The organism is Paenibacillus xylanexedens (assembly GCF_007680605.1).
Classification (GTDB): Bacteria; Bacillota; Bacilli; order Paenibacillales; family Paenibacillaceae; genus Paenibacillus; species Paenibacillus xylanexedens_B.
The window spans coordinates 2,798,610-2,817,423 of the sequence record NZ_VEIO01000001.1 but is presented as its reverse complement, the minus strand read 5'-3'; the positions used below and the strand labels follow the sequence as shown (position 1 = coordinate 2,817,423).

16 protein-coding genes and 1 other RNA gene are annotated in these 18,814 nt (G+C 46.8%); 15 read left to right on the top strand and 2 right to left on the bottom strand.

The window, feature by feature from the left end; genetic code table 11:
• Positions 1-177 precede the first annotated feature (177 nt).
• From glyQ to rnpB, 8 genes are all read left to right on the top strand, one after another.
• The gene (glyQ, locus tag FS818_RS12565; RefSeq protein WP_145332116.1) at positions 178-1,065 is read left to right on the top strand and encodes a glycine--tRNA ligase subunit alpha; all 888 of its coding nucleotides are present in this window, start codon (positions 178-180) and stop codon (positions 1,063-1,065) included.
• Positions 1,058-3,133 (top strand): glycine--tRNA ligase subunit beta, encoded by a 2,076-nt coding sequence (gene glyS / locus FS818_RS12560; protein WP_145332114.1) that lies wholly within the window; start codon positions 1,058-1,060, stop codon positions 3,131-3,133. The genes glyQ and glyS overlap by 8 nt, the downstream gene beginning before the upstream one ends.
• Positions 3,134-3,359: 226 nt before the next feature.
• On the top strand, positions 3,360-3,827 hold the full coding sequence (locus FS818_RS12555; RefSeq protein ID WP_373323246.1) for a YaiI/YqxD family protein: 468 nt from the start codon (positions 3,360-3,362) through the stop codon (positions 3,825-3,827).
• A gap of 47 nt (positions 3,828-3,874) precedes the next feature.
• On the top strand, positions 3,875-5,695 hold the full coding sequence (dnaG, locus tag FS818_RS12550) for a DNA primase (RefSeq protein ID WP_145332111.1): 1,821 nt from the start codon (positions 3,875-3,877) through the stop codon (positions 5,693-5,695).
• A gap of 45 nt (positions 5,696-5,740) precedes the next feature.
• Positions 5,741-6,880 carry an RNA polymerase sigma factor RpoD gene (rpoD, locus tag FS818_RS12545; protein ID WP_090914720.1) on the top strand — a complete coding sequence of 380 codons (1,140 nt, stop codon included), beginning with the start codon at positions 5,741-5,743 and terminating at the stop codon, positions 6,878-6,880.
• 184 nt (positions 6,881-7,064) lie between these two features.
• Positions 7,065-7,823 (top strand): tRNA (adenine(22)-N(1))-methyltransferase, encoded by a 759-nt coding sequence (locus FS818_RS12540; RefSeq protein WP_145332109.1) that lies wholly within the window; start codon positions 7,065-7,067, stop codon positions 7,821-7,823.
• A complete protein-coding gene (locus tag FS818_RS12535) occupies positions 7,799-8,914 on the top strand; it encodes a Nif3-like dinuclear metal center hexameric protein (protein WP_145332107.1) in 1,116 nt (371 codons plus the stop codon). The genes FS818_RS12540 and FS818_RS12535 overlap by 25 nt, the downstream gene beginning before the upstream one ends.
• 82 nt (positions 8,915-8,996) lie before the next feature.
• Positions 8,997-9,406: RNase P RNA component class A (gene rnpB, locus FS818_RS12530), an RNA gene on the top strand.
• Positions 9,407-9,612: 206 nt separating this feature from the next.
• On the opposite strand, the gene FS818_RS12525 is transcribed toward rnpB, so the two are convergent.
• Positions 9,613-10,842 carry an aminotransferase-like domain-containing protein gene (locus FS818_RS12525; RefSeq protein ID WP_145332105.1) on the bottom strand — a complete coding sequence of 410 codons (1,230 nt, stop codon included), beginning with the start codon at positions 10,840-10,842 and terminating at the stop codon, positions 9,613-9,615.
• Positions 10,843-10,954: 112 nt separating this feature from the next.
• On the opposite strand from FS818_RS12525, the gene pdxR reads away from it, so the two are divergent.
• The gene (gene pdxR / locus FS818_RS12520; RefSeq protein WP_145332103.1) at positions 10,955-12,475 is read left to right on the top strand and encodes a MocR-like pyridoxine biosynthesis transcription factor PdxR; all 1,521 of its coding nucleotides are present in this window, start codon (positions 10,955-10,957) and stop codon (positions 12,473-12,475) included.
• 85 nt (positions 12,476-12,560) lie between these two features.
• On the top strand, positions 12,561-12,812 hold the full coding sequence (locus tag FS818_RS12515) for a hypothetical protein (protein WP_090915622.1): 252 nt from the start codon (positions 12,561-12,563) through the stop codon (positions 12,810-12,812).
• A gap of 180 nt (positions 12,813-12,992) precedes the next feature.
• Here the strand turns inward: FS818_RS12515 and FS818_RS12510 are convergent, their stop codons facing one another.
• Entirely contained in the window at positions 12,993-14,867 is a 1,875-nt protein-coding gene (locus FS818_RS12510; RefSeq protein ID WP_145332101.1) for a S8 family peptidase, read from the bottom strand.
• A 300-nt stretch (positions 14,868-15,167) separates the two neighbouring features.
• Between FS818_RS12510 and FS818_RS12505 the strand changes: the two genes are divergently transcribed.
• From FS818_RS12505 to FS818_RS12485, 5 genes are all read left to right on the top strand, one after another.
• Positions 15,168-15,674: a YpuI family protein gene (locus FS818_RS12505; protein ID WP_090914707.1), complete on the top strand. Its 507-nt coding sequence runs from the start codon at positions 15,168-15,170 to the stop codon at positions 15,672-15,674.
• 184 nt (positions 15,675-15,858) lie between these two features.
• Positions 15,859-16,077, top strand: coding sequence for a DUF1540 domain-containing protein (locus FS818_RS12500; RefSeq protein WP_090914705.1), 219 nt, complete (start codon positions 15,859-15,861; stop codon positions 16,075-16,077).
• 36 nt (positions 16,078-16,113) lie between these two features.
• A complete protein-coding gene (locus FS818_RS12495; RefSeq protein WP_397351741.1) occupies positions 16,114-16,533 on the top strand; it encodes a hypothetical protein in 420 nt (139 codons plus the stop codon).
• Positions 16,534-16,757: 224 nt separating this feature from the next.
• Positions 16,758-17,504, top strand: a complete 747-nt coding sequence (locus FS818_RS12490; RefSeq protein ID WP_145332098.1) for a lytic transglycosylase domain-containing protein — start codon at positions 16,758-16,760, stop codon at positions 17,502-17,504.
• A 161-nt stretch (positions 17,505-17,665) separates the two neighbouring features.
• The gene (locus FS818_RS12485; protein WP_145332096.1) at positions 17,666-18,814 is read left to right on the top strand and encodes a cysteine desulfurase family protein; all 1,149 of its coding nucleotides are present in this window, start codon (positions 17,666-17,668) and stop codon (positions 18,812-18,814) included.

Sequence of the window (18,814 nt, the reverse complement as noted above, 5' to 3'; positions counted from 1 at the left end):
GGAAAAGTGGGCCGAGATTAGACAAGGATTTGTTTGACTCAGGCCAAGTAGGGTGGAACCGCGGGAATAGCTCTCGTCCCTACGTCTGTACATCAGGCGTAGTGGGGCGAGGGCTATTTATTATTGCCTGTACACCTCCTATGCTTGCTAACAAACTACCCGAAAAGGAGCATGATTATGAATTTTCAGCAGATGATCTTGACGCTGCAACAATTCTGGGCCGAGCATAACTGTATTATCGTTCAGCCATATGACACGGAAAAAGGGGCAGGCACGATGAACCCGATGACCTTTTTGCGTTCACTTGGACCAGAGCCTTGGAAAGTGGCTTATGTTGAGCCTTCCCGCCGTCCATCCGATGGACGTTATGGCGAGAACCCTAACCGGTTGTATCAACATCACCAGTTCCAGGTCATTATCAAGCCTTCTCCGGATAATATCCAGGAAATCTACCTGGAAAGTTTGAATCGTCTAGGGATTGATCCGCTCAAGCATGATATCCGGTTTGTTGAAGACAACTGGGAGAACCCTTCGCTTGGCTGCGCAGGTCTTGGCTGGGAAGTTTGGCTGGATGGGATGGAGATCACGCAATTTACGTATTTCCAGCAGGTCGGCGGAATCGAAACGAATCTAGTAGCAGTGGAAATCACGTATGGTATGGAGCGTCTTGCTTCTTACATACAGGAAAAAGAAAATGTATTTGACCTTGAGTGGGTTGAAGGTATTGCCTATGGCGACGTATTCCGTCAACCTGAATATGAGCATTCCAAATATACATTTGAAATCTCTGACGTAAAAATGCTATTTACCCTTTTTAATATGTATGAAGAAGAAGCGAACAAAGCGATGGCACAGCACCTGGTATTCCCGGCATATGACTATGTGTTGAAGTGTTCCCATACGTTCAACTTGCTGGATGCGCGAGGCGCGATCAGTGTTACAGAACGCACAGGGTACATTACCCGTGTCCGCAACCTCGCTCGTCAAGTAGCAGCAACATATGTAGAAGAGCGCGAGAAGCTGGGCTTCCCGCTGATCAAGAAAGGGGGAGCCGAGAATGTCTAAGGATCTGTTGTTTGAGATTGGTCTGGAAGAAGTGCCTGCTCGTTTTATGCGCGCAGCTATCGCACAACTTCAGGAACGCATTGTGAAATGGCTTGATTCATCCCGTATTGCCTATGGTGAAGTGCAAGCTTACGCGACACCACGCCGTCTAGCTATTTTGATTCAGAACGTAGCTGACAAACAGGAAGATGTGGAAGAAGAGGTAAAAGGGCCTTCCCGCAAAATAGCGCTTGATGACAGCGGTAACTGGAGCAAAGCAGCACTCGGATTTGCACGCAGTCAAGGTGTTGAGCCTGATCAATTTACTTTCAAAGAACTGAACGGTGTTGAATACATTTATGCAACGAAAAGTAGCAAAGGTGTAGATACAGCATCCGTAATTGGCGAAGGTTTGTTATCCGTATTACACGCCATGACTTTCCCGAAATTTATGCGATGGGCGTCCTATGATTTCAAATTTGTTCGTCCTATCCGATGGATTGTTGCATTGTTAGGCACGGAAGTGATTGATCTTGAAGTAACGGGTGTAAAAGCGGGTAACGTAACGCGTGGGCATCGTTTCCTGGGCAATGAAGCAGTGGTATCCGAGCCTTCGGCTTACGTGGACGTGCTTCGTGCTCAGCATGTCATTGCAGATATATCCGAACGTGAGCAGATGATTGTATCCCAGATTGAGGCGCTTGCTGCCGAGAAAAACTGGAATATTGCAATCAAAGAAGATTTGCTTGAAGAGGTATTGTTCCTTGTCGAAACGCCAACCGTATTGTTTGGCACATTTGATTCCTCCTTTTTGAACATTCCGCAGGAAGTTTTGATTACCTCCATGCGTGAGCACCAACGTTACTTCCCGGTATTGGACCAGGGAGGTCAGTTGTTGCCGTATTTTGTTACGGTTCGCAATGGCGGCAGTGATTCGCTTGATGTTATCGCTAAAGGTAACGAGAAGGTGCTGCGTGCACGTCTGTCAGATGCAAAATTCTTCTACGAGGAAGACCAGAAGCTGGAGATCAAGGACGCATTGTCTAAGCTTGAAAGCATCGTCTTCCAAGAAGAACTTGGAACGGTGGGAGATAAGGTTCGCCGCATTCGTAAAATTGCTGACAGCCTGGCTACGAAATTGCAAGTATCTGGTGATGTGGCTGAATCGGTTAGCCGGTCCGCAGATATCTGCAAGTTCGATCTGGTTACGCTGATGGTTGGTGAATTCCCTGAATTGCAAGGTGTGATGGGTGAGGATTATGCTCGGAAAGCTGGGGAAAAAGAAGAAGTTGCTAAGGCTGTATTCGAGCATTACCAACCTCGTTTCGCTGGTGATCAATCTCCTGCATCTCTTGTGGGTGCGATTGTTAGTGCGGCAGATAAGATAGATACAATTGTAGGATGTTTCTCTATTAACATTATTCCTACAGGTTCTCAGGATCCGTACGCACTTCGCCGCCAGGCAGCAGGTATTGTACAAATTTTGCTGGATCATCAACTTCCACTGGCATTGTCTGATGTCTTCGGCGCGGCACTTGAAGTTCACGCTCAGATGAATCTGTTGAAACGTGCAGATGCAGAGGTGCGTAAAGATTTACAGGACTTCTTCGCATTGCGTGTGAAAAAATTGCTGTCCGAAACGGTTCGTTATGACGTTGTTGATGCAGTGATTGCTTCCGGATTCGATGATATCAGTGCAATCGTTCCTAAAGGTGAAGCGTTGATGAAAGCCGTGCTGGCAGCGGAAGAATTCAAAACAACACTGGAATCGTTCAACCGTGTAGGAAACTTGGCTAGTAAAGCGTCAAACGCTTCGGTACATCCTGAGCTGTTTGTAGAGGATGGAGAGCGTCAGCTGTTTGATGCCTGGAATCAAACGAACGAAACCTATCGCGATGCATTGTCCAAGCATAACGCTTCAGAAGCTTTGGCTATCGCTTCAGCATGGAAGGAAGCCATCACGGTGTTCTTTGACTCTGTTATGGTCATGGCCGAAGATGAAGCGGTGCGTGCGAATCGACTGGCCCTTCTTGCTGCCATAGATCAAGATTTGAAAGGCTTTGCTGATTTCTCCAAACTGGTTGGATAAGTACTGCAGTTCAATGATTATCTTTGTACAATTCAGCAAAACATAAATGCAGTATTAAAGAACGAAATATGAGGGTATAAATATACGGAACGGGTTGCTCAATGATTGGACAACCGCTCCGTATTTTTAGCCTCTGTTTTTTCTCCATAAGACACAGAAGGATTTTCAATGATTGAGGTCGTATATTACAATATGCAGATATTTTATGAAACCGGGTGGTATAGGTTTGAGTGAATTGAATATACGTCACATCGTTGTTGATGGAGATGCTTGCCCGGTCAAGACGGAGATCGCCAATACCGCACGTCTCTTTCAGGTTCCTGTATTGCTTGTTTCTTCCTTTGATCATTTGTTGCAGGGGGGAGAAGGAGTACGAACCGTGCAAGTGGATCGCAGTGATCAGAGCGCAGATCTGTACATTGCGAATCATATTAAGCCATATGATGTGGTTATTACGCAGGATTATGGATTAGCGGCGTTGGCTCTTGGTAAACGTTGTTATGTTTTATCTTTTAGAGGCCGAGAATTTAACGATCGAGATATTGATTTTATGCTCGATTCGCGCCACACTGCGGCCAAAGCCAGGCGCAGAGGGCATTATGGGAAAGGCCCAAAACCCTTTACGGAGCAGGATCGAGAAATTTTTCAACATAAACTGACAAAACTTTTGAAAGATTTGCAGGAGAATGTGTAAGTTTATCGAATTATATTTACGTGTTAGAAGAGATGAAGGTGGCCGAGATGAGTACCGGACAAGGCGGAATACCCGAAAGTATTATTGAATCGGTATTGCAACAACATGATATCGTCGATACGGTAAGCCGATTTGTGCATCTGACCAAGCAGGGGAAATACATGAAAGGCCTCTGCCCTTTTCATTCCGAGAAGACGCCTTCGTTCACCGTTACACCTGAGAAACAGATTTTCTATTGCTACGGTTGCGGCACGGGCGGAAATGCCATCAAATTTAGGATGGAAATCGAAGGGTTATCCTTTCCCGAGGCTGTCAAAACGATGGCAGAAGAAAGTCATATCTCCATGGGTGACTGGCAGGGGCGTGAATCTGCTCATGTAAATCCGGAGACGGCACGTCTTCTGGAAGCTTATGAGCTTACCGCGAAGCTGTATCATTTTTTGTTGAAAAATACAGAGCATGGCAAAGTGGCTATGGAATATTTACGCTCACGCGGAATTGGTGACAAATTGATTGATCAGTTCCAGATTGGTTATGCACCAAATCGCTGGGATACGCTCGTGCAATTTCTGGAAAAACGCAACTATCCGCTGGAAGAGATGGAACGAGGCGGACTTCTGTCAGAGCGAAGTGAAGGTCACGGATATGTGGACAAGTTCAGAGATCGAATCATGTTTCCGATCCATGGCAGAAGTGGCAAGCCGATTGCATTTGCAGGGCGGATTTTGGGAGATGGACAGCCGAAATATTTGAACTCGCCAGAAACCAGATTGTTCAACAAAGGTCGTGTTCTCTACAATCTGCACCAAGCTAAAAATGCAATACGGAAACAGAGACAGGTCATTTTGTTTGAAGGCTACGGTGATGTAATCTCTGCGTGGGATCAGGACGTTCAGAATGGTGTCGCAGCCATGGGAACGGCGCTTACGGAGAATCAGGCTTTGATGATCAAAGGCATGTGTGATGAGGTTATCCTTTGTTATGACGGCGACCGAGCCGGACAGGCTGCCGCAATGAAAAACTTCCCCATTTTGGAGGAGGCTGGATTGCAGGTTAAGGTGGCACTCATTCCTGAGGGACTTGATCCAGATGATTTTATTCGCAAGCACGGCGGTGAACGATTCCGTCACCAGATTGTTGATGGCGCCGTAACAACTACAAAATTTAAGCTTATAAACCTCAAAAAAAACCATATACTGCTAGAAGGCGGCGGACAAATCGCTTATTCCAAAGAAGCAGTGAAATTAATTGCTCCCTTGTCCTCACCAACAGAGCGTGAAGTGTATCTTCGTGAACTTGCTGCTGAAGTCGATGTATCCTTTGAAACATTGAAGCAAGAATGTAACGAGGAACGGGAAGCGATGAAAAATAACGAGGATTATGGGGATAATAACCCGAAAAGGTGGAATAATGGTAGGCAACAAAATAGGCAGGTGCCTACACCCAATCTGTTGCCGGCATACCATGCTGCTGAGCGCAAACTGATTGCCTGGATGTTACAGGATGATGAAGCGGCTCAGTATGTAAATGAACATCTTGGCGAAGCTTTTAACTTGGATGATCATGCAGCTATTGCTGCTTATCTATATGCCTATTATGCACAGGGCAAACCGCCGGATACAAGCCGTTTTATGTCTTCGTTGCATGATGACCGTCTGGAAAAGACGGTCAGCTCAATCTCGATGATGGATGGCCCAGGTGAATGGAGCGTCCAAGTGCTCGATGATTGCATCAGGGAAGTATTGAAGTATCCGCGCAAAAAACAGTACGATTTAAAAAAGGAAGAAATGATTGCTGCAGAGCGGGCAGGTGATTCTGTACGCGCGGCACAAATTGCACTTGAGATGATTGCCCTAGAGAGACAGTGAACGTCTGGATGACTTGGATGTTTCTAGGGAGGAGGGAGTCGAGTTATGGCGAATGATCAGCATACTGAACTAGAAACAGAATTGACACTGGATCAGGTTAAAGATCAATTGATTGAATCAGGTAAGAAAAGAGCTTCACTCAACTATAAGGAAATTATCGAGAAACTTTCTCCGTTTGAGCAGGATGCAGAGCAAATGGATGAGTTTTACGAACAACTCAGCGACCTCGGTATTGATGTTGTTAACGAAAATGATGAAGAGGTAACCCTTCGTCCTAGCGAGGATTCCGAAAACGGCGGCAGAGATGGCGACGATGAATTCCACTTTGATGATGATCTGAGCTTGCCACCTGGGATCAAAATTAATGACCCTGTACGGATGTACCTGAAGGAGATCGGACGTGTACCTTTGTTGTCAGCAGATGACGAGGTGCAACTCGCAAAACGGATCGAAAACGGGGATGAAGAAGCGAAGCGCCGTCTGGCTGAAGCCAACCTTCGTCTCGTTGTAAGTATTGCCAAACGTTATGTAGGACGCGGCATGCTGTTCCTTGATCTGATTCAGGAAGGTAACATGGGTCTGATTAAAGCCGTAGAGAAGTTTGACCATAAAAAGGGTTACAAGTTCAGTACGTATGCGACATGGTGGATTCGTCAGGCGATTACACGTGCAATTGCTGACCAAGCACGTACGATCCGTATCCCTGTGCACATGGTAGAAACCATTAATAAGCTGATTCGGGTATCCCGTCAACTATTGCAGGAACTTGGACGCGAACCGACTCCGGAAGAAATCGCTGCGGAGATGGATCTAAGCGTAGAAAAAGTGCGTGAGATTACAAAAATTGCTCAAGAACCGGTTTCCTTGGAAACACCAATTGGTGAAGAAGACGATTCCCATCTGGGCGATTTCATCGAGGACCAGGAAGCATTGGCTCCAGCAGATGCTGCTGCCTATGAGCTTTTGAAAGAGCAACTTGAAGATGTTCTGGACACGTTGACGGAGCGTGAAGAAAATGTTCTTCGTCTGCGTTTTGGTCTGGATGATGGACGTACGAGAACGCTTGAAGAAGTTGGTAAAGTGTTTGGTGTTACTCGTGAGCGTATTCGTCAGATTGAAGCCAAAGCTCTTCGTAAATTGCGTCACCCGAGTCGAAGCAAACGACTTAAGGATTTCCTCGAATAATTAAACTGTAGGAGACTTTCTGCGAGACGCTTTGGCGGCGGCGGGGTCTCCTTTCGTTTTAATTTGAACGGTCAGATTTCTTTCTTTTGGAAATTCATCCTTGAAATGTTTGATTGGATTTTATTTTATCGCTTTTCTTTACGCAATGCAAATCAATAAATTAAATGAATGGTGTAGGTGTCCCATGAAACTTTCGAATCGATTACAACAAATACATGACCAAATTCCCGAGGGAAGCCGGCTGGCGGATATTGGATCAGACCATGCTTTACTACCCGTCGCTGCAATCCGTAGCGGAAAAGCGGTGAGTGCAGTAGCTGGGGAAGTTAATCCGGGGCCTTATGATGCGGCTTCTAAACAGGTCAATGATGCCGGACTTCAATCACAAATTACGGTACGTCGTGGAGATGGTCTCGAAGTCATTACTGCTGGAGAAGTTGATGTCATTACCATTGCTGGCATGGGCGGCGCACTGATCGCTTCCATTTTAGACCGGGGAATCTCCAAACTGGAAGGTGTACAGCTTCTGATTCTGCAACCCAATGTAGGCGAAGATATTTTGCGACGCTGGCTACTCCAGCATCATTGGGTTGTCGTGGCTGAGCAACTTCTTGAAGAGGATGGCAAGATTTATGAAATTATTACCGCAATGCCGCAAGCAAGCAGCCCAATCACAAATGAAGAGGTATATCGTGCTCGCCCGTTACAGGGTGACGTGGAGTTGACGGAAGATTTGCTACTGCGTATGGGGCCCTACTTGGTGGACCGTGCAACAGACGTATTTTTTGCCAAATGGGAAAGTGAGATACTTAAATTACAGAGTGTGGTACAGTCCATCTCCAAGTCCGATCAGGATTCTTCCAGGGACAAAGCAGCAGAGGTGGAACAGCTTATCACGAGTTTGAAGGAGGTATTGGCATGTTTGCCAAAGGTCAAACCGTAATTCAATGGATGGAGCAACTTGCTCCTAAACATCTGGCAGTACCCGACGACCGTATTGGCTTGCAACTGGGAAGTCTGCAAAAGGACATTACCCATGTGCTTGTAGCGCTGGATGTCACAAACGAGGTTGTGGATGAAGCGATCCGGATCGGAGCCAATCTGATTATTGCCCATCATGCGATTATTTTCCGTCCCGTAAAATCACTCAGCACCGATACGCCTATGGGCAAATTGTATGAAAAGCTGATCAAGCATGATATCGCGGTTTACATCAGTCACACGAATCTCGACGTTACTGAAGGTGGTATCAATGACTGGATGGCCGAGGCGCTTGGCATTGAGAGCAAGGAATCGCTCGAGGATGTGCACACAGATCAGTTGTACAAGCTGGCGGTATTCGTGCCTAGGACGCATCATGAGCAGGTGTTGCAGGCGATTTTGGAAGCTGGAGCAGGCAGCATCGGTCAATATAATAAATGCAGTTTTAGCACCGAAGGAACAGGCACATTTGTACCCGGTGAAGGAACTCAGCCTTTTATCGGATCACAGGGACAGATGGAACGTGTGGAAGAGATGCGGATTGAAACCGTTGTACCTCAAAGCTTGCGAAGCAAGGTTATTCAAGCTATGTTAAAAGCGCATCCCTATGAAGAAGTGGCATATGACCTATATGCAATGGATTTAAAAGGGCGCACACTTGGCCTGGGACGTCTTGGTCCGCTTCGGGAGTCTAAAACTCTGGGTGAACTGGTAGAGGTCGTGAAAGCCGAATTAAATGTGCCTCATGTGCGCGTTGTCGGTGATCTGAACAAAAAGATCAAAAAGGCGGCTGTGCTAGGCGGCTCAGGCAGCCGTTATGTGCTTACTGCGCGATTCAAGGGTGCGGATGTCATTGTAACCGGAGATATTGATTACCACACAGCGCATGATGCGCTGATGGCAGGGATGTGCATTATTGATCCGGGTCATAACACGGAGAAAATCATGAAACCTAAAACAGCGGATTGGCTTCGTACCCGGCTTTCGGATCAGCGATACGAGACACAGGTTACTGCATCCCAGGTGGATACCGAAGTATTTCACTTTGTATAAAAGAGAGCATCTAGCCTGATTTCCATTAATATTTAGCTTGTGTGGGACAGCAAATGCCTGTATACTATGTAATGTTGTTCGGAAAGCTTGACAGACAATCGCTGGTGGCCTTTGTTGCCACGAGAGGAAAGTCCGGGCTCCACAGGGCAGGATGCTGGATAACGTCCAGTCAGCGCGAGTTGAAGGATAGTGCCACAGAAATGGACCGCCGATGGCCGGGTTTCCCGGCACAGGCAAGGATGGAACCGAGGTGTAAGAGACCCCGAGGAACGCTGGTGACTTCGTTCCTGGTAAACCCCATCTGGAGCAAGACCTAATGGGACACGGTCGCCTCTTTGGAGGAGACAGCCTTAGCCCGAGGTGTGTCTAGGTTGGTCGCTTGAGCTGTGCAGCAATGTATGGCCTAGATAGATGATTGTCGCTTCTGGTGGGAGGGTAGTTCCCGTTTGAACCACGAAGAGCACAGAACCCGGCTTACGGTAAGCTTTCCTAACTGCAACAACAACTTTCGAAATGAAATGCTCCTGTTCACGACGGGACAGGTTATATAAAATAAGGCAGCAGATTCGGTTTAACGAATTTGCCGCCTTATTTTTTTGTTATTAGAAAAAACCGCCTATCCCATATATGGAATAAGCGGTCAACTGTTATGGTGGTCAATTACAGATGATTACAGGTTTTCATGCTTTACCGATCAGTTACATGGTAACGACATGGTCTGATTGATTGGAAGCATGCCAGCGCTGAATCGCGCGATCCATTCGATCCACGGCCTCAGGAAGAAGCTCAGGGTCAGTATGAGTAAAGTTGATACGCATCCGGTTAAGCTCTGGCGTGCCGGCATAGAAGGAATCTCCAGGCACGATGCACACTTTTTCCTGAATGCCATAAGTAAATAGATTGCTGGCGAGCATACCTTCAGGTAATTGTAGCCATAGGAACATTCCGCCTTGTGGGGAATTCCATGTAATGCCATCCCAAGATTTAGAAGCCATGAGTGTGGTTAGCTTTTTCATGCGCTCTTCATAGTCCTGAGAGATGTGGCGTATGTGGCCATCCAAATCAAAGGTCTCAAGCAAAGCATGGAGTGCACGCTGATCGATGCTACTCGAATGCAAATCTGCGCCTTGTTTGGCCCGGGCAGCGATCTTGACAATGTCGGGAGCAGCCAGAATCCAGCCTGTACGAAGACCTGGGGCTACTGTTTTGGAAAAGGTGCTGGTGTAAATCACGTTAGATGGTCCTTCATAAGAAGCGGCATCGAGTGCAGCGAGAGCGGGTACGTCCAGCTGTTCCGGGTTAAAGCGGATTTCGCCGTAAGGGTCATCTTCCAGAATAAGTACACCATATTTGCGGCACAAATCTACGGCTTGTTGTCTTCTTTCCCGTGACCAGACTTTGCCGGTCGGATTGGAGAACGTAGGGTTAATGTAGACGAGTTTAGGACGATGCAACTGAAGCTGTTCCTCGAGTGATTCAGGCAACATGCCGTGATCATCACAAGCGACTCCATGAGAGACTCCTTGATAGGATTGAATGACTTGCAAGGCAGCTAGATAAGTGGGTGATTCCACCAGCACGCGATCACCGGGATCTAAAAGGATTCGGCAGATGAGGTCAATAGATTGCTGTGATCCAGTAGTCAAAAGCATATGATCAGGTGAGGCTTGAAGTCCTTTTGATTCCAGGCGCTCGGCGATTTTGACACGAAGAGGCCGGTAACCTTCCGTTTCCGCATATTGAAGAGCGGCTGATCCGCTCATAAATACTTTTTCATACGCCAGGCGTATAGCTTCCAGTGGAAATGAAGTCTGTGCTGGCAATCCACCAGCAAGTGATATCATTCCAGGTGCCTGAGCAGCCTGCAACATGTCGCGAACGACAGAGGACGGGGTATTTTGTGCCATTTTAGACCAAGGTGTACTCATATTATTCTCATCTCCTGTTATTCACTGTTATACTGATATTATAAACTATGTTAGACGTAGCAGACTATAACAGTAAAACAACGATCATAACAGTTAGAGGTGATGAATAGATATGCATATCGAGCTTAAACGGGGAAGCAGTACCAAATTATATATGCAGATTGCTCTGACGATTGCAGATCGTATTCGCTCAGGCTTGATTGAACCGGGAACGAGGTTGCCATCTGTTCGTAAAATGACCGCTGATTTAGGCGTTAGTTTGGTAACGGTAACGAAAGCTTATGCAGAACTGGAGGCCATACAACTCGTCCGTTGCTCTCAGGGCAAGGGCTGTTATGTAAGGGGGATAGAGCCTTCCGGTCAAACCTCCAGGGAAGCAATTACCCACAACCAGATGAGCATCAGCGATGCGGGTGGTTCGTTGAACTGGCAGATGACATTGGTTGATTATTTGCCCAGAGCACAATTGTGGAGACATTTTGACGCGTCTCCCCAAGTCCGTTATGAACTTCATATGTCAGCGATTCAACCTGAGTTATTACCTACACGTGATATTATCGATAGCGCCTACCACCTTTCATCAGATCATGCAAAGCGCATGGCGGCTTATGGATCATTTCAGGGGGATTGGGAACTTAGACAGACCTTTGCAGCACATTTTGCTTCCCGCGGACTGCAAGTCACGCCCGAAAGAATGTTAATTACAAGCGGAGCACAGCAGGGAATTGATCTGGTAGCTCGTACATTTATCGGTCCTGGAGATGTTGTATATATGGAGGCACCAACGTACACAGGAGCTATCGATGTGTTCACGAGTCGGGGAGCCAAAATCATTACCGTACCTATGGACAACGAAGGAATGCGTATCGATCTGCTTACCCGCTTGTGTGACACATATCCGCCCAAGTTAATCTATACCATTCCTACATATCACAATCCGACAGGTGTGACGATGAGCAGTCAGAGACGGGCCCAATTGCTTAATATCGCACAAAGTTATCACTGCCTTATTTTAGAAGATGATCCGTTTGCAGATCTATACTTTCGTGAGCCGCCACCGGCTTCGATCAAGTCCATGGATAGTGCAGGGCATGTGGTCTACATTAAAAGCTTCAGCAAAGTACTCTCCCCCGGTTGCCGTGTAGCTTGTGCTATAGCCGATGGAAGTGTGCTAACCCGGCTTGTGGCCGCAAAATCTACGGCTGATCTGGGAAGTCCTTTATTAACACAGAAAGCACTTCAGGCTTATATCAAGGAACAGTATGATTCTTATGTTTATCAGCTCCGAGAAGAACTGTACTCACGCTTGTGTGCTGCCTCAGAGGTGCTGGAGCAGTATGCAACGAAGGAGATGCAATGGCGTCTTCCTGAGGGAGGGCTTAATTTATGGCTCGAATTACAGGGGAATATGGACATGCATGAACTGCATCGGCAGTCTCTCGCTGCTGGCGTGTCTTTTCTGCCTGGTTCAGCCTGTTATGTTGCGGAAAGCGACACGACGAGTCTGCGGATATGTTTCACTGTGACGAGTAGCGAAGCGCTGAAGCAAGGGCTTCAAATTCTGTGTGCTGTCATCGAGAGGGTCTCATCGCAGCATGCCGGGGCAACGGCGGACAGGCTGCCGCTCATTTAATTTTTAAGGATATGGACATCCATCCATACCACATCGGGTTCACTGCAATAGGTTATAGTATCACTTGAAAGGGAGTTGGTTTGAAATGAACCATTGTTGTCCAGAGGTTTCACCGATTGTATGTGACCCGATCCAGGTTGTTCAGGATTATTACATTCCACAGATCGTGCCTGTAATCCACCCGATTGAAGTTGTGAAGCAACACCACTGTGTTCCAATACCTCATCATATGTACCCTGTTGTTATTAGAGAAGAAGGTCCAATGTATGTATCGAGCCATAAGAAAAAATCCGTGAAAAAATCAAGCAAAGCCCGCTCGACTTCCCGCAAACGCTAGTCGCAGTTAACGCCCCGGGGAAAAGAAGCAAGCCAAAAAGCAGCATACGCCCCGGGGCGCAGCTGCTTTTGTTTTTGATATAATCATAATTTGAGTAGAAGAACGTACACAGTCCACTCTGATGTCCGGGTAACCTGGAGATAACGCTTATTCCAAAAGTTAGGATTATCCGATAAGTTATTATTGGATATATTTTTTCATCGTGTTATCCATCTGCTGTCTGACATGCTGAGGCCAGAACTGCAACGGAGCACTGCTTCCCGATGCGGCTTGCAACGCTTTGTATACATCAATCTGCCCATAACCGTAGTACTTGTCATGGCCGGGTTCCCCCAGGTCAATGACACTTTGTCGCATCAAATCCATGACTTCGGTATTGGTCAGATCCGGATTTAGCGAGCGAATTAATCCGGCAAGTGCAGCAACGTGCGGACTGGCCATGGATGTGCCTGACAGAGCGGCGTACTGATTGTCCGGGTACGTACTGGCGATACTTGATCCAGGAGCCATGACATCCACATAGTCGCCATAGTTGGAGTAAGAGGCTTTATTCATATCCGGGTCTGTAGCAGAGACAGCAAAAACTTCCGGATAAGCAGCAGGGTATCCTGGACGCTCGGTATTATCGTTGCCGGTTGCAGCGATAAGCACAATATCCCGGTCAAAAGCGTATTTAATCGCATCATGGAGAAATTGAGCGTCCGCGTAGTTACCGAGACTCATGTTAATGACTTTGGCGCCATGATCGGCTGCCCAAATGATGCCCTCGGCAACGGCATACGTTGTACCTGATCCCGAGTTGTCCAGTACTTTGACAGGAAGCACCTTGTTGTACCAGCTCATGCCGGCTACACCTTCGTTATTGTTGACAATCGCCCCGATGATACCGGCAACATGGGTGCCATGACCGACATCATCAAGCGGTTTGTTGCCCGGATTCACGACATTGTATCCCTCGAGCAATTTTCCTTTGAGATCCGGGTGGTTCACGTCAACGCCTGTATCTACCACGGCTACGATAACATCTTTGTTGCCCTTCGTAATATTCCACCCGCGATTTGTCTCAATGGCAGGCAGATTCCACTGATAATCCGAGAACAATACATCGTTAGGGATAGGTACATCTGGTTGTTCAGCGGCCGTTTCATTGGTTAAGTACATATAGTGGGGTTCCATATATAGCGGATGCCATTTACTTCCGAAATAATCCCGCAATTGTTTATAATTCATCGTTTCAGACCGAAAAACATATGTGTAACCGAGCTTGCGAGCAGACTGCGTTTTCAAGTCAGAACGAATGATGCGCAGATCCCGTTCACCGGGATCTTGCCGGAAACGAATGACGATTTCATTTTCGTAAAAATGGCTTGCATTGGCGTTGTCATGCCCGGTTTTTACCGTGATTTCGTTTAATGTGTCAGGATGAACCGATTCGATTTTGAATTTCCCTTCACGCGGATAAGGAATCATGCGCAAATTTTTGCGCTGATGCTCTTCCACGGCATTTAATACATTTTGACTAAATAGAGCGATGATGGCTCGTTTGCCATCCTTGGAGGGTTGTCCCATGACAAAGTATTTTTCTTTTCCAAGTGGAAACGAAGAGGACTCGAAGCTGTGACGCTTGTGTACCGCTTTTTTGGCTAAATTCATGGCATGAGACAATTTTTGTTGCTCCAGTTTACTTCCTTCTTTGAACGCACGATCAAATCGTTTACTCGATGAGTCATCCATATTCATTAATTGAATAGACCGCATGTGCCCGTGTGAATCTTGAAGATCTTTCATGTAACGCGTCACCTGTGCATCTGTCATCGTGTTCGTTTTATCCAGTATGATCCCGAGGTGCTGTTTGGCATCTACACGGGTCAGCAGATCGGTGGCTTTGATATCCTGAACTTTCAGACGTTGCTTGCTGGCATGTTCCTTCTGAGGATTCTCCTGCATAGCGCTTGGTTTGGGTACGGTACGGTTGGATGTTGGAAGCAGTAAGGTCAGCGCTAAGGCGCCGGCACCTGCTGCGAGAGCCCAGTTGATCCACCTTGGTCTGGACATAAGACAGAACCTCCTCGTTCATTTTGGACAATGACCATACGGCGTGCATGAACGCATCGTCGTTGTCACGGATGTAGTTATCGTTAGGAGAAGCCTATATTTTTATACAAAAGAGTTTCGAATTATTGCTTGCTCCGTAGCAAGTATCATGACAGGAATGGAAAGCACGATTAAGGGATACCGCTCGTCAACTTTTTATGGTAGGATTATATCTGAGTATTCAAAAGGTCAGGAAACAAACAAGATTTGGCCGACCTGGATGTAAAAATGTAAGGACTTATTTAAGGGGGAGCTACCTTTATGTCAGCAGCCAATGTACAAAAAACATGTGAGTCAACCAGAGAAAAGTTAAAACCGGCGATCGATCGGATCGAAAAGTTTTTGAATGAAAATGCTTTGCCTGAACTGGATCAGAACCAGACGGAGGAATCAACCGCCTTCTACAAAGGTTTCCTTTCAGATCTCCGTCATTTGCTCGTTTTTTCTGAAGTTTCTTACGAAAAACTTGGCGTTGTGCTGCGTCGTGCCAACTTTGATGTCGAATTTGCCGAAAAGGCTCTTTATAATACGTATCACCAAAGTGTGAACAGCTTTTTCTATCCGAAAAATGAGTGCTACTCTGAGGACGGAAGATATGCTTACACAGGTCAGGATGCCATCCGTTTCCGTGATAAGCCGATTCGTGCTGTACGCGACGTCATTTTGGAAATTTCCAAGACTTATGAAGAACTGCGTGACGACTTGGCCTATTACGAGAGTGATTATCTGACCCAGCGTCGTATGCAAAGCCAACGTAACCACGCCTAATAATTCGTAACACATAGACCGCCCTTGTGGCGGTTTTTTTTGTTGGGATTTAAAGATGGAACGTTTGTTTCGACCTGAAGGTCTTTAGATTAAATACATATCCTTTGACATGTTATCATCTGGCATTTTGGCGAAGAATATCGGATTTGGCGCGTGGGAACATTAGATGTCGAGGTGATAAAAAATGAGCCATGACAAACCAATTGTCAAATGCAGTGTTTCCAACTGTCATTTCTGGGGAGAAAACAACTTTTGCCAGGCCGATGCCATCATGATTGACATTGACCAGCACGCTACCCGTCGTCTGCATGAGGAATTTGCCGGAGAGACTTTTGACTCCGATCATCATGATCACGCGCGTACCTCTTCAGCAACATGCTGTCACACATTCAGACCCAAGTAAGCAGTCATCCAATCCATTTAACGGAGGTGCTTTCACGTGAAGAATGATGATTTCAATGATGAACATTTGGATCGTTACAACACAGAATCACAGGGTCAACAGCAGCGCCAGCGTGTGGATTATCCAAGAAAAGCATATCGTGAGGAATACGGTGCGGAGATTACGCCGCGAGCAACCGTAAGAACCAGGGAGAGCGACCGCGTGCATTCAGATGCAGTACCGCAGAAACATGAGGCAGACCGTGTAATGGAGTCTTCAGGCCGTGTTGCAGGTTATATGGGTCTTGCCTTTGGTATCGCATCATTGTTCATGTGGTCGATTGTACTTGGTCCGGCAGCGGCCGTGCTCGGCTATTTCGCTTATGTGAATGGCCGTAAAACAGCAGGAGCCTGGTCGATCGGATTGGGTATCGTTGCAACGTTGAGTTACTTTTTTATGATTCCTTTTGCTCGATAAAAAGCGGACATTTGTCCATGGGATGAGAGAGTTATCCTCAGATCTCAGGACAATAATAAAGCCTTCTGCATTCACTTCCTTATGGTGAATCAGAAGGCTTTTTCACATTTGTGCATATTTTCAACGTCTAATCAGCTATTTTTTATGAAAATGATGGAACCTGTCTGTAAAACCATGTAGAATAAAGTCATCTAGCTTGAATGAAACGGGAGTGGATATAACTCATGCAAATTGATCCACGCAATTCGCGGCAATTATTGGAGTTGCAATTGTCTAATATCAACAATCAAACGAACGGATCAGCTGTGCCAACTGGTTCGACGACTGACTTTTCCAATATGATGGATGGATTGTTAAATGCGGATACTCGTAGTCTAAGCGACGCGGAAAATCAGGCTTTAACCTCTAAGCGATCCAACGACGGTTTGTTGTGGCTACAGCTTGGCAGTGCTTACAGTCCAGATTTGAATACAGTAAGTTCTTCGCGAGCGGGCAGTCTGGAGTCGTTACTTGCTTCGAATAATGCAGGACAAGCTGATTCCGGCAAATCCGTGCCTACCGATTTCGAATCACTGATCTCACAGGCCAGTGCGAAGTACGGCGTACCTGAATCTTTAATCAAAGCGGTCATCGATACGGAATCAGGATTTAATCCGAATGTTGTCTCTTCGGCAGGTGCGAAGGGTCTGATGCAATTAATGGATGGTACCGCTGCTGGACTTGGTGTGAGTGACTCCTTCGACCCGGGTCAAAATATTGATGCGGGCACCAAATATTTATCCCTTCAGCTCCAGCGCTTTGGCGGACAGGAGAAAATGGCTTTGGCTGCCTATAATGCGGGCCCAGGACGGTTGTCCAGACTGGGCGTTACCAATGATAATGAACTGATGGGCATGCTCCATTTGTTGCCTGTGGAAACGCAGAATTATATTACGAAAGTGGAACGGGCTCGTTCCAAATATTCGATCTAAAATGGACATCTTCTGAGCATGTCCGAAACAAAGAGATCCAGCTTAAAAGGCAGGCCTTTATTGCCTGCTTTCAGTTGGTCTTTTTTTGTGTTATACGGAGATCGTGGTACAATGCTCACTATAGGTTAATGAACGAACGAATAAGGAAGGTGCACCTTGTTTTGAAATATTTTGATTATGCTGCAACGACTCCTCCATATCCCGATGTGGTTCGCACGATGGCGGAAATTATGGAAACACAGTTCGGAAATGCGTCGTCGATTCATGGATACGGTGAACGTGCAGATCAATTACTACGCCGAGCGCGGACAGGCTGTGCAGCCACAATCGGTGTAAAAGCAGATGAAATCGTATTTACATCCGGAGCAACGGAGAGTAATAACCTCGCGATTAAGGGGGCTGCACTTCGGTATAGTTCACGGGGAAAACATATTATAACTACAGCAACGGAGCACGCGTCTGTGTATGAGAGTGTGTTGCAGTTACAGCAATGGGGATGGGATGTAACCTTTATCCCTGTAGATTCAAGAGGTGTCGTTACTGCTGAGCAGGTACTGAAAGCTGTTCGTTCAGACACTGTGCTTGTTAGTCTGATGCACGTGAACAATGAGACGGGTGCGATTCATCCGGTAGAAGAGATTGGTACGCTGCTCAAAAAAAACGCGCCAAGAGTCCTTTTTCATGTAGATGGCGTACAAGGTTTTGGAAAAGTGCACGTTGCACCAGCCAAATGGAAAGCAGATTTGTACAGCTTGTCCGCTCATAAAATCCGTGGGCCGAAAGGTGCAGGGCTCCTCTATGTGAGAAGTGGCGTAGAGCTTACACCACTGCTATCTGGTGGCTCACAGGAGCATGGGCTCAGGGCAGGCACAGAGAATACGGCTCTGATTGTGGGTATGGCCAAGGCGATGCGGATCGCAGCAGAAAGGCAGATTGATTTTTCGAGTCGAATTCGCATACTTCGAGACCGGGTGATGAAGACGATTGCTGCTATCCCGGAGCTCGAGCTCAACAGTACGCATGACGGAGCGCCACATATTGTACATTTTTCCTATCGTGCTATGAAAGCAGAAGTAGCATTGCATACCCTAGAGCAACTTGGCTGTACGGTGTCTACCCAGTCGGCATGCTCCTCGCGTTCGGCTGAGCCAAGCCGGGTGCTGCTTGCCATGGGAAGAGATGTTGCCTGTGCCGCCGGGGGATTGCGAATTAGTTTCGGTGACGAACATACAGAAGAGGATGCAGCCATGCTGGAAAAGGCACTGCATCAGATGGTGGCACAATTACGGCCACTCGAAAGGCGGATGTAA